The 13,159-nt window shown below is 44.8% G+C and carries 8 protein-coding genes; 3 read left to right on the top strand and 5 right to left on the bottom strand.

The window, feature by feature from the left end; translation table 11 throughout:
* The first annotated feature begins 44 nt into the window (after positions 1-44).
* On the top strand, positions 45-836 hold the full coding sequence (locus tag ACVBDU_RS06755; protein ID WP_447179003.1) for a carboxylesterase family protein: 792 nt from the start codon (positions 45-47) through the stop codon (positions 834-836).
* A gap of 9 nt (positions 837-845) precedes the next feature.
* Positions 846-3,095, top strand: coding sequence for a glycoside hydrolase family 3 N-terminal domain-containing protein (locus ACVBDU_RS06750; RefSeq protein ID WP_447179002.1), 2,250 nt, complete (start codon positions 846-848; stop codon positions 3,093-3,095).
* A 91-nt stretch (positions 3,096-3,186) separates the two neighbouring features.
* Here ACVBDU_RS06750 and ACVBDU_RS06745 read toward each other — a convergent pair whose 3' ends face one another.
* The 5 genes from ACVBDU_RS06745 to tamL all read right to left on the bottom strand — a co-directional run bounded on the left by ACVBDU_RS06745 (position 3,187) and on the right by tamL (position 10,905).
* The gene (locus ACVBDU_RS06745; RefSeq protein ID WP_447179001.1) at positions 3,187-5,352 is read right to left on the bottom strand and encodes a polyribonucleotide nucleotidyltransferase; all 2,166 of its coding nucleotides are present in this window, start codon (positions 5,350-5,352) and stop codon (positions 3,187-3,189) included.
* Positions 5,353-5,509: 157 nt separating this feature from the next.
* On the bottom strand, positions 5,510-5,779 hold the full coding sequence (rpsO, locus tag ACVBDU_RS06740; RefSeq protein WP_447179000.1) for a 30S ribosomal protein S15: 270 nt from the start codon (positions 5,777-5,779) through the stop codon (positions 5,510-5,512).
* 160 nt (positions 5,780-5,939) lie between these two features.
* Positions 5,940-6,797 (bottom strand): acetyl-CoA carboxylase, carboxyltransferase subunit beta, encoded by an 858-nt coding sequence (accD, locus tag ACVBDU_RS06735; protein ID WP_447175787.1) that lies wholly within the window; start codon positions 6,795-6,797, stop codon positions 5,940-5,942.
* A gap of 345 nt (positions 6,798-7,142) precedes the next feature.
* Positions 7,143-8,210 (bottom strand): class II fructose-bisphosphate aldolase, encoded by a 1,068-nt coding sequence (gene fbaA, locus ACVBDU_RS06730; protein WP_447178999.1) that lies wholly within the window; start codon positions 8,208-8,210, stop codon positions 7,143-7,145.
* 133 nt (positions 8,211-8,343) lie between these two features.
* Positions 8,344-10,905, bottom strand: coding sequence for a translocation and assembly module lipoprotein TamL (gene tamL, locus ACVBDU_RS06725; RefSeq protein ID WP_447178998.1), 2,562 nt, complete (start codon positions 10,903-10,905; stop codon positions 8,344-8,346).
* Positions 10,906-11,091: 186 nt separating this feature from the next.
* Between tamL and ACVBDU_RS06720 the strand changes: the two genes are divergently transcribed.
* Complete coding sequence (locus tag ACVBDU_RS06720; RefSeq protein WP_447178997.1) at positions 11,092-11,829, top strand: TrmH family RNA methyltransferase; 738 nt, start codon at positions 11,092-11,094, stop codon at positions 11,827-11,829.
* The last annotated feature ends 1,330 nt before the right edge of the window (positions 11,830-13,159 follow it).

Here is a 13,159-nt window from a genome sequence, read left to right as displayed (position 1 = left end):
ACGGACGAATTTGTTTTACTAACTTGAAAAACAAAAAAACAATCATGAATAATCGAACGGTCTTTCCGGTTTTGTGTTTTATGTTATATACGCTCCTGTCCTTTGCACAGACGGACAGTTTATACCAGAAAAAACAATTCATTTCTGAAAACGATACCCTTTTATACCGCATTTCATACCCGGAGAATTATACGGTAACCAAAAAGTACCCTGTAGTACTATTTCTCCACGGGGCAGGAGAACGTGGTAATGATAATGAAGCACAACTTATACATGGAAGTTCCCTTTTTCGGAAAGATACGGTAAGGCAACAGTTTCCCGCTATTGTGATCTTTCCGCAATGTCCTGCGGAAGATTACTGGGCCAATACCAAAGTAAAACGAAACAGAACCCCATTGAAGATCAGGTTTCGTTACGGGCGTAAACCCACAAAGGCGCTCAGCCTGGTCATGAAACTGATGGATAGTGTTACTGCAACACCCTATGTAAAAAAGGACCAGGTGTACGTCATGGGATTATCCATGGGAGGAATGGGAACCTTTGAGCTCCTGTACCGCGAACCGGAGATGTTTGCCGCGGCTATACCCATCTGCGGTGGAGGCAGACCCGCATCGGTAAAAAAATACGCTGCGGAAATCCCGCTATGGATTTTTCACGGGGCAAAAGACAATGTCGTAAATCCCATACTTTCTGTAAAAATGGTCGGGCGATTACTCCGGGAAGGTGGCAATCCGAAATTTACACTTTACGAAAATGCCAACCACAATAGCTGGGATCCCGCTTTTGCAGAACCGGAGTTGCTGCCATGGCTTTTTTCCAAGACTTTAACAAAATAAAAGGACAGTATGATAACTATAAGCAGACGAATCGGTATACTCTCCCTTTTATTACCGGTTTTAATGTCCTGTACGGATAGCCCTGAGCAGGATAAAAAAACAGAAAATCCATATGCAGCGAAGGTTGATTCCGTTCTCGGACTCATGACCCTGGAAGAAAAAATAGGACAGACCGTCTTATTTACCAGCGGATGGGATGTTACGGGACCTTCAATGGATGATAACTATAAAGAATACCTGGAAAATGGTAATGTAGGAGCGGTTTTTAATGCTTTTACCACCAAATACAACCGGGAATTACAAAAAATAGCAGTAGAGCATACCCGGTTGGGGATTCCTTTACTGTTCGGTTATGATGTAATACATGGGCACCGGACGATTTTTCCCATTCCCCTGGGAGAATCCGCCAGCTGGGACCTGGAACTCATGGAAAAAACGGCGAGGATAGCGGCCATTGAAGCTTCGGCAGAGGGAATAAACTGGACATTCGCACCAATGGTAGACATAGCCAGGGATGCCCGGTGGGGCCGTATAGCGGAAGGGGCCGGAGAAGATACTTATCTCGGTTCACTTATTGCCAGGGCGCGGGTAAAAGGTTTTCAGGGCGATGACCTGTCCGCCGGTAACACCATACTCGCATGTGCCAAGCATTACGCGGCCTACGGAGCAGCCCTTTCGGGAAGAGATTACAATACTGTGGATATGTCCGAAAACGAATTTCGTACCATCTACCTGCCACCTTTTAAAGCTGCGCTCGATGCGGGAGTGGCAACATTTATGAATTCCTTTAACGACCTGAACGGCGTACCGGCAACAGGAAATAATTTCCTGTTGAGGGATATACTTAAGGGCGACTGGGAATTTGACGGTTTTGTAGTTACCGATTATACCTCCATAAACGAAATGGTAGCACACGGTTATGCAAGGGATGATAAGCATGCCGGGGAAATTGCCATGAATGCAGGCGTGGATATGGATATGCAGGGCGGGATTTATATGAAGTACCTTAAAGAGTCCATAGAGGAAGGGAAAGTAAGTGAGACTGACCTGGACGATGCGGTACGCAGGATACTGGAAATGAAATTCCGGTTAGGGTTGTTTGACGATCCTTATCGCTATATGGATGAAACCCGGGAAAAAGAAGATATTCTCAATAAAGAACACCTGGACGTGGCCAGGGATGCCGCAAGAAAATCCATGGTATTGCTAAAGAATGACAATGAGGCGCTTCCTTTGCGTAAGGATAGTAAAGTGGCATTGATAGGCCCTTTGGTGAAAGATGAAAAAAATATTATAGGTAACTGGGCAGCAGCAGGCGACCGGGAAGGTACGGCCGTAAGTGTTTTTGAGGCATTTGAAGAAAGACTGGGGGCGGGTAATTTTTTGTATGCGGAAGGATGTAAGGTGCTCGGAGAAGACACCTCGGGTTTTGATGAAGCGGTTTCCGTGGCACGGAAAGCAGATGTGGTGGTTATGGTTGTCGGAGAACTGGAAGGGATGACCGGGGAAGCGGCCAGCCGTACCGATATTAATATCCCCGGCAAGCAAAAGGAGTTGATAGAAGCAGTAAAGAAGACCGGGAAACCGGTGGTCCTGGTATTGATGAACGGCAGGCCCCTTACCCTGGAATGGGAAAACGAAACCGTAGATGCCATACTGGAAGCATGGTGGCCCGGAACGATGGGAGGCTATGCTGTGGCAGACGTGCTTTACGGAGACTATAATCCTTCCGGTAAATTAACTGTGAGTTTTCCGAGGGCGGTAGGCCAACTGCCGTTGTTCTACAATCATAAGAATACCGGCAGGCCCATAAAACCGGAAGATCCGGATCAAAAATATGTCTCCAGGTATCTTTATACACCCAATACACCCTTGTATCCTTTCGGGTACGGATTGAGTTACACCACGTTCGCCTATGAGGTTTCTGCGGATAAAAACAGGTTGACACCTGGTGATACATTGACCATAACGGCTAAAGTAACCAATACCGGGAAAAGAGATGGGGAAGAAGTGGTGCAGTTGTACCTGCATGATAAAGTGGCTTCCATAACCCCGCCTGTTAAGGAATTGAAGAGGTTCAGAAAAATATCCCTGCAGAAAGGGGAGAGCAAAAATGTGGTTTTTTCTTTATCCGCGGAGGATCTGAAGTTTTATAATCAGGACCTGGAATGGGTATATGAGCCGGGAGAATTCGAGTTTTTTGTAGGAGGAAGTTCAGACATGCAGTTTACGCATACATTTGAACTGGTGGAGGAGTGATTAAGAAGGAATAAGAAAACTATAGCAAAAAAAAACACCCCGGTTATGCCAGGGTGTTTTTTTAAAATTGAAAAAAATATATAACGCTTGATTAAGATCTGTGTTTAGTTTCTCTTCGTTCCGGCCTTTCAGATCTTTCGGATCTTTCCGGTTTTGGCAGTAATGCTTTTCTGGATACTTTTGGTTTTTTTGTCCTCGGGTCGAGACCAAAGTATTTTACTTCGAAAACATCTCCCATGTTAACTACATCAGATACATTTTCCGTACGTTCCCAGGCAAGTTCAGACACGTGCAGCAGTACTTCGTTTCCGGGAGCTGTAGTAAACTCTACAACCGCACCGAAATCGAGCATTTTGATCACTTTTACTTCATAAACCTTGCCGACTTCCGGTTTGAATAACAAAGAATCGATTTTTGCTAAAACCGCATCGATACCATCCTGGTTGGTTCCCAGGATCTCAACAATACCTTGCTCATCCACTTCGTTGATAACGATGGTCGTATCCGTAGCTTTCTGTAATTCCTGTATCACTTTTCCACCAGGGCCGATCAGGGCACCGATAAAGTCTCCCGGAATGGTTCTGGTAACAATTTTCGGAGCGTGAGGTTTTACTTCTGCATTAGGCTGAGCGATGGTATCCGTAAGTTTTTCCAGAATATGCAAACGGCCTTCACGGGCTTGCTTTAAGGCCTGTACCAAAATTTCATAAGGCAGACCTTTGATTTTAATGTCCATCTGGCAGGCGGTAATTCCATCTGCGGTTCCGGTCACTTTAAAGTCCATATCTCCCAGGTGATCTTCATCTCCCAGTATATCGGACAATACCGCATGGCGTTCACCGTCTGAAATAAGTCCCATAGCAATACCGGATACCGGCTTTGTCATCTGGATACCTGCATCCATAAGCGCCATAGTTCCGGCACATACGGTTGCCATAGAAGAGGAGCCGTTAGATTCGAGTACTTCAGATACTATCCGAACAGTGTAAGGGTTCTCTTCCGGGATCATACCTTTTAATGCGCGTTGCGCCAGGTTTCCGTGGCCGATCTCACGACGGGAAGTACCCCTTATCGGGTAGGCCTCACCGGTACAGAACGGGGGGAAATTATAATGCAAATAAAAGTTTTCTTCTCCCTGGTGTGTCGGCAGATCGATAATATTTGACTCCCTGGAAGTTCCGAGTGTTACCGTTGCAAGCGCTTGTGTTTCTCCCCGGGTAAAGATCGCCGAGCCGTGAACGGAAGGCAGATAATTTACTTCACACCAGATAGGGCGGATCTCATTGGTCTTTCTCCCGTCTAAACGAATGCCTTCGGAAAGCGTAAGTTCTCTTACCGCTTCTTTTTCGGTTTTTTTGAAATAGCCTTTGATCAAGCCTTCGTTCTCTTCCAGTTCCTCTTCACTGAAGAGGGCTAATACTTCGTCTTTTACTGCAGAAAATGCTTCGCTACGTTCTTTTTTGCCATAGCCGCTTTTTGCAATATCATATATTTTCTGGTATGCCGCTTCGTGAACTTTTTCAGCGATTGCATCGTCAGTCTTTTGAAGATTGTATTCCCGGACCGGTTTTTTACCGAAAGCTTCTGCCAGTCGTAACTGGGCTTCACACTGAACTTTGATGGCCTCGTGAGCAAACTGAATGGCTTCTGCCATTTCTTCTTCGGATATCTCTTTCATCTCGCCTTCTACCATCATCACAGAATCCGCAGAGGCACCGATGATCATGTCAATATCAGACTCTAATAACTGACTACGGCTCGGGTTAAGGATAAACTCGCCGTTTATCCTGCCCACACGTGCTTCAGAAATGGCACATTCAAAAGGGATATCGGACAATTGAATAGCAGCAGACGCTGCCAAACCGACTAAGGCGTCCGGCATAACTTCTTCGTCATGTGACATCAACTGGATCATCACCTGGGTTTCCGTTCTGTAATCGGAAGGGAATAACGGACGTAATACACGATCCACAATCCGCATCGTCAGGATTTCCCTGTCGCTGGGTCTCGCTTCTCTTTTAAAGAAACCACCCGGATAACGGCCTGCGGCTGCAAATTTTTCTCTGTAGTCAACGGTTAACGGAAAGAAATCCATTGTACTTTCATTGTAAGACGATACTACGGTACAAAGTAACATTGCATCGCCCATTTGTACAACAACAGACCCATGGGCTTGTTTTGCCAGCTTTCCTGTTTCTATGGAAATGGTCCTGCCATCTCCTAAATCAATAACTTCTTTTTTTACTTCAGGAATCATAAATTCTTTTTAATTAATTATACAAAGGGTTCCCGTTTGTGACGGGGTAGTTGTGTTGTTGTAGTTAACCCAATGAAAATTACTTTGCCCTGAGAAATGTCCCGGATAAAACCGGGTATAATAAAACAAAAAAGAGGCACTAAGGCCTCTCTCGGAATTATTTTCTAAGTCCTAATTCTTTTACAATTGCACGATATCTTTCGATATCTTTTTTCTTGAGGTAATCGAGCAGACTTCTTCTTTTACCTACCAGGCTAACCAGTGCTCTTTCGGTGTTAAAGTCTTTACGGTTTCTTTTCAGGTGTTCCGTAAGGTGAGATATCCTGAAAGTAAACAGGGCTATCTGACCTTCTGCCGAACCGGTGTTATTTCCGGAACCTCCGTGTTTTTTAAAAATGTCTTCTTTTACTTCTTTGGTTAAATACATGCCAATATTGTTTAAATGATTCTTATGTATTGAGATAGCTCGTCTATCAGGGCGCAAATATATGGTAAATAGTTGTAATATTTATGTTTTACGGTAAAAAAATAGAGACACAATACATTGTGTCTCTATTTCGTATTTTTCACCTGTATAACGATAGTAATTACGACCGTACTTCCTGGTTAAGAATAAGGTCCAGGTAGAGGTTGATGTTTTTCTTCAGGTCTTTACGATGCGTTATAAAGTCGAGGAAACCGTGTTCCTGAAGGAATTCGGATGTCTGGAATCCCTGGGGCAGATCCTGGCCGGTAGCTTCTTTTACCACTCTGGGACCTGCAAAACCGATAAGCGCTCCCGGTTCGGCGATATTGATATCCCCCAGCATGGCGTACGATGCTGTTGTTCCCCCGGTAGTCGGATCCGTACAAAGCGAAATGTATGGGATCCGGGCTTCGGCAAGTTGTGCCAGTTTAGCGGATGTTTTGGCCAGTTGCATCAGTGACAGGGCTGCTTCCATCATCCGTGCTCCCCCCGATTTGGAGATCATCAGGAAAGGCACATTGTTTTTAATGGAATAGTCTATAGCCCTTGCAATCTTTTCTCCGACCACACTACCCATAGACCCTCCTATAAAAGCAAAGTCCATACAGGCAATAACAAGATCTTTGCCCATAGACTTTCCGACCGCGGTACGAACGGCGTCTTTCAGATTTGTCTTTTCCTGGGCTTCCTTAAGGCGGTCCGTATATTTTTTGGTATCGACAAATTTCAACGGGTCCTTGGAAGTCAGGTTGGGGTCCAGTTCTTCGAATTTATTACCGTCAAAAAGAATAGAAAAGTACTCCTTGCTTCCTATTCTTACGTGATAATCGTCTTCCGGGCTGACGTAAAAGTTTTTCTCCAGTTCCTCGGCTCCGACAATTTTTCCGGTGGGGGACTTATACCAAAGTCCTTTCGGAGTGTCTTTTTTTTCTTCCGTAGTGGTCTGGATACCTTTTTCTTTTCGTTTGAACCAAGCCATGTTTCTATTTTTCGTTATAATAAAATGTTGTTGAGTTATCCGTTTACCGGGTTTTCTGTGGCGCAAGTTATAAAATCTGCACGACAATACATTAAACCCGGTAAGCGGTTGTACTCGTTAGCTTGTTTAGAGCATGTTTAAAAAGAATTCAATTGGCTAAAAAAATGCCCTTTTTGCCCCATATTTTGTCTTTTTCTCGCCCCATAGCTACGGCTATGCAGCTCAAAAAAGCCTTCATATGGAACAGGGCGGAGCGTATAAAATAACCCTGTGGGTTATTTTAGCGAACGAGCCAGCCGACGCAAGGGTGTTTTTCGCTACAATCAATCCTTTTTAAACATGCTCTTATAAGGTATTTACGTTATTCAGGTCTTCGAATGCCTTTTTCAACCTGGCAATAAAGGTTTTTTCTCCTTCACGTAACCATACCCTCGGATCGTAGAATTTTTTGTTGGGCTGATCGTCTCCTTCCGGGTTTCCTATCTGGGTCTGCAGATACCCTTTTTTGTCCTGGACGTAATCTCTTACACCTTCCAGGAATGCATACTGAAGGTCGGTATCAATATTCATTTTAATAACGCCATAACCGATAGCTTCGCGGATCTCTTCCAGGGTAGACCCGGAACCACCATGGAATACAAAGTCTATGCTGTTTGCAGGTACATTGTATTTTTCGGATACGAACTCCTGAGAATTTTTCAGTATTTTGGGAGTAAGTTTTACATTCCCCGGTTTGTAAACACCGTGAACATTACCAAAAGCAGCAGCTATGGTAAATTTAGGGCTTACTTTCATCAGTTCTTCATAAGCGTAGGCCACTTCTTCGGGTTGTGTGTAAAGTTTGGAAGAATCCACATCCGTGTTGTCCACACCGTCTTCTTCACCACCGGTAACACCGAGTTCGATCTCCAGAGTCATACCCATTTTGCTCATGCGCTCCAGGTATTTTTTACAGGTTTCAATATTCTCTTCGATAGGTTCTTCCGAAAGGTCTATCATGTGAGAACTGAAAAGTGGTTTTCCTGTTTCTGCGTAGTGTTTTTCACTGGCATCCAGCAGCCCGTCAATCCACGGCAACAGTTTTTTTGCACAGTGGTCCGTATGTAGTATAACGGTAGCTCCGTAAGCTTCCGCAAGTTCGTGTACATGCTTGGCCCCGGCAACAGCCCCGAGTATCGCGGCTTTTTGCCCGTCATTGGAAAGTCCTTTTCCGGCATTGAACTGGGCACCTCCGTTCGAAAATTGCAGAATAACCGGAGAGTTCAGCGTTGCTGCGGTTTCCAGTACGCCGTTTATACTGCCCGAACCTATTACGTTTACAGCAGGTAAAGCGAACCCTTTGCTTTTTGCATAGGCAAATATCTCCTGTACCTCATCTCCGGTGGCTACCCCGGGCTTAATGTTATGACTCATAGTTTTTAAGTTTTCCAGAATTTGAAAATTAGTAAAAGGCAAAAATAATAAATTTCAACGGCTAAACCCCAAAATAGGATTCTAAATTAGCAGCTGGAAGGTCTATAGGACATATAAAGAAGAAATATACCGGTCAGAAAGGATAGTTGATACCTATGTTATACACCGCATTACCAAAGTTGTAGTCCCTGAACCAGCGCCTGGACATCTGTTCGGCCGGATTATAGGTCTTGAACCCGGTATCGAGACGAATAACGAAGAAACCGAAATCGTATCGCAGACCGAAGCCGGTTCCGAGGGCGATATCTTTTAAAGAAGAGATGCCGGAAAAAATGGCTTGTTCATCCGCAACATCATCCAGGGCATTCCATATATTTCCCGCATCGGCAAACAGGGCGCCGTTAAGGCTTCCCATAATATTAAAGCGGTATTCCAGGTTCATGGCTATCTTGAGGTTAGCTTCGTTGAAATCGTTCCGGGTATTGGTTCTTCCGGGACCGAGAGAGTAAGCCTGCCATGCCCGGTTGTCGTTGGTTCCCCCCGCGAAATAACTCCTGGAAAAGGGAATGTTGGTAGCATTGCCGTAGGGAATGGCAAAGCCAAAGAAACTCCGGAATGCGAGGCTACCTTCCCTGGATATCTGCATGTGTTTTATAAAATCGAGTTCTGTTTTTACGTATTGGGAGTACTGCACATCAAACACAAGTTTCTTGCCGTTTTCATTTTTGTTGAACGCAATGAGTTGAGAAACGGCGGACAAGAAGTTACCGGCAGTCTCCAGCTTGACTTTAAACTGGGAAAAAGTATTATCGCTGGCTCCTCGCCGTGTGTTTTTGGAATAGGTGAAGTTGGAAGCAAAAATAAGGTTATTGGCACTAAGCCTCCTTCGGCGTTCATCTATACTGGATATGGTACGATAATCGTCTGAGTTGGGCGTCAACCCATTGATATTTCCGGAGAGGGCATCCATGGTAAACTGGCTCGTCCCGGACGGAATAAGAAGGTCACCGCTATCGTCAAAATAAGCCGGGTCTGTCGTATACCGGTCTGCTATAGTATTCAGCCTTTCGTAGCTGTTCTGGTATACCCTGAAATAACGGTCGATATTCAGGTTCCGGATAAACTCTATGTTCATCAGCTCGAAAGTGTGTTTTTTCTGGAAGGATGGCGTCCAGTTATACCGCAATATGGTATTGAAACTCTGTTTATCCAGTCCGATATTTTTCTGAAAAGAGCTACCTACGGACATACGTGTTGCGGGCAGCATATATTTGGGTATGAACTTCCGGGTATCGAACAGAAAGAATATCCTGGGAAAATTGAGCCGGATGTCCCCTCCGAATTCGGAAATATTGAAAAACCTGTCATTGGGATTGCTGGCTTCTCTGGACGATCCCACGGTACCCCTTGCGGATACCTCCAGGGTCTCCGCTCCCCGGAAAATATTCCGGCTTATGAGTGACGTACTGAAGGAAATACCGACATCCTGGATATTGGAATGCGATATGTCCGTATTGAGACCAAGTGAGAATTTAGGACGGTGTGTCAGGTATATATTGGTGTTTAACTGATCATCTGTTTCGGGAAGATACAGGTATTCTATATTAGGATATTTAAAAGTATTTAAATTGCTTATTTGTCTGTAAGTACGCGTACGGTCTATTTCGCGGTACACATTTCCGGGGGTTATGCCAATAGCGTCAGCCAGTGCTTTCGGTTTATACCGGAGTTTATCCCGGAAGTAAATGGTAAATTTATCATAAGAAATGGAGTCCAGGGAATCCTGCTCCATGCCGAAGGTATAGTCTGCGTAAATATTTACATTCTTAATGCGGTGTACCTTATACGGGATCTCCTTCAGGGAATCTCCGACTCTTTCACGACGGTTATCAATCTGTATTTCCACCGGCATTTTGTAATCTTCATTGGTTACCAGCGTATCTCGCAGAACGTTAAACCGGATGGATGAATTGGGTTGAAACTGGTATATCCCGGAATTGATAAGAATAGAGTTAATACGCTCCCTTTCCGCTTCAAAATGTGTCAGGTCAAACTGTTCCCCTTTTTTTATCAGCCTTCGGGCATCGTACCGGGTATAAATGGAATCTACATCTTTTGATTCTATTTTCTTGGTTATACTGTCGACAAAATACGGTTTTCCGGTAGTAATGTGATAGTTTACTTCCCCTCTTTTTTTCTTTTTCGGAACGGAGTCTACGGAATAAGTTACCTTGTTGTTAAAATATCCCTTGCTATTGTAATACAGATTGAGCCGTTCTCTGGACTTGATTGCCTTGGCTTCGTTGATGATCACGGGGGCTTCGCCGGTTTCTATCAGCCACTTGTTAAACCCGGCTACGGACCTCCCGAGTTCCAGGACCTGCTTTTCGGACAATAAACGGGTCAGGCGTTTTTCTCTTTTTTCCTTTCGATGGAGCCATGCCAGGTACGCCGAATCGGATTTTGGAGTGGCCAGGTTGTAAATGTGGAGTTTCAGGTTAAAACCAAGCAGGGAGCTGTTGGGGTGCTGGAAAATAAGAGTGCGCAAGGTTTCGTCTGTTTCCTTTTCTCCGTTTATATAGATATTGTTTTTGGCCAGAAGCAATTGATCGTCATTCACCCTTTTTACCGCATTACAGGATACGATAGACAGTATTAAAAAGATTACCGCTATTTTTGTGATCAGAGTTTTCAATGGAAAAAAGAAAGGTTTAACAGATTATCGATCTAAAACACATAAAATTTATGTCCCTGCAATTAAGCAAAAACAAAGATGGAAAAATTTTGTGTGAATTCCTCCCGGAAAATAAGGGTACAACCTGATTTTTACCATAACCTGAGGTCGGTTTCGGCTTTGCAGGGAAAAAATACACGATAACGGATGGTTAGCAAGAGCGAAATTAAACTAATAACGGGTTTACACCAAAAAAAGTACCGCAGTATAAACGGAATGTTCGTTGCGGAAGGAGTGAAAGTCATTACGGAACTATATGAGGCCGGAATGACAATGAGGGAGTTGTATACGACAGATGCAGATCGTTTTGCCTTTGCGGGAGATCTTGTCCGGGAGATTTCGGACCAGGAACTGAAAAAGATAAGCGAGCTGAAAACCCCGAATAAAGCACTGGCTCTTTTCGAAATACCCCGGGCAAGAGAGACGGAGAATTCCGGTCTTGTACTGGCTTTAGACGATATACGTGACCCCGGTAACCTGGGGACTATTATCCGCCTGTGCGACTGGTTCGGGATTGAAGACCTGGTATGTAGTATGACTACCGTAGATTGCTATAATGCCAAGGTGGTACAGGCAACTATGGGATCACTGGCCAGGGTGAATATTGTTTATACGGAACTGGAAACCTATATTGGAGAATCCGGACTACCGGTTTTTATTGCCGATATGAACGGGGAAAATGTCTTTGAGACATCCTTGCCACAAAAAGGTATCCTGGTCATGGGAAATGAAGCTAACGGGATATCCGGAGAGATCCGGTCTCTGGCAGATCGTATGATCTCCATTCCCCGTTTTGGTCGTATACAGGAGACGGAAAGTCTTAACGTAGCTACAGCCACGGCTATACTTTTAAGTGAATTCCGGAGACGAGGGAGCAGGAGTTGATGCGTTTTGTGGTGTAGTTTTACGACACATTTTTTGGGTTTTCCGAATGTTTAAGCGCCTGTTATAAAAGTTGATTAACTAACAACTCCCACTAATGTCCGCTAAAAATGAATACGCGGTCTTTGCATTCCTTGCACCCCATAGCTTTCCACACTTTTTTATGACGTGACGATCTGAATGGTATGAATGGCACTCCCCCTGCTACCCCGGCAGGTACGGACAGGTTTTCAAAACTCTGCCTATCTTCGGAAGACCGGGGTACTCATCCTAAGCGCATTTCTTTTCCATACCCTCCTGTGTCAGTACCCACAGAAAAACACTCCGTTTCTTTCCGCTTTAAAGGCCGGAAAACGGTCATTTAAGGGATTGTGTATATGCCGAACCGGGTCCGGTATGCGGTTTACCTGTTCCCTTTTGCCGCTTACCGGCTTGCTTATGAAATCACATACAACTGCTTAAGCGGCTTACCGGGTTATATTTACGGCTTAAGGGAACGGGTGTGAAATCCTAAGAGATCCGGTTTGCGGCATACACAGTTCCGTTGACTGTTTACCGGGTTGCCTGTGAAATCATACGCAATTGCTCAGGCGGCTAACCGGGTTTCGTTTGCGGCTAAAGGAAATGGGTACGCGGCCTAAGGGATTTCGTTTGCGGCATACACAGTTGCGTCGACCGTTTACCCCCTAGCTTGTGAAATCACACGCAATTGCTTAAGCAACTAACCGGGTTGTGTTTACGGCTTAGGGTAATGGATATGAAATCGTAGGGGATCCTGTTTACAACAAACGCAGTTCCGTTGACCGCTTACCGGGTTGCTTGTGATATCATAAGCAATTGCTTAAGCAGTTTACCAGGTTACCTTTACCGCTTAAGGGGATGGGGACGAAATCATAAGGGATCCTGTTTGCTGCATACGTAATTATTTATGCCGCAAACGTAACCTGGTTCAGTGTATACACAATCCCTTAAATGGCAAAAACCGGCCCCGGATTATCCGGTCGGGGATACGATATGCCGGTCCCGTGACAGAGGCAGGCCCTTCTTTACAGGGAGGTTACCCGTCCTGAACTTGCCGGGAAGCCGGCAGTGATACCGTCTGTTTGACAGTTATGTTCCTACCGGTATCGCACTGGCAGAAATGCTTTTGGTTGTAACCCCGGGGTTTTACCGAACGCGGACTGCGAAGCCAGAGATATTCGCAATACCAGAAGGAGCGCACACCGTATCCGGATTTTCACAGTGATAATAGCCTGTTGCTCAACAGTAATAATACATGATAACCGGAGAGTGGATCGTTTAACTTACGAAACAGTACTAACTCCGGATACCT

The organism is Sinomicrobium endophyticum (assembly GCF_052983315.1).
The sequence above is the reverse complement of the archived record's forward strand: the minus strand, read 5'-3'. Positions and strand labels throughout refer to the sequence as shown.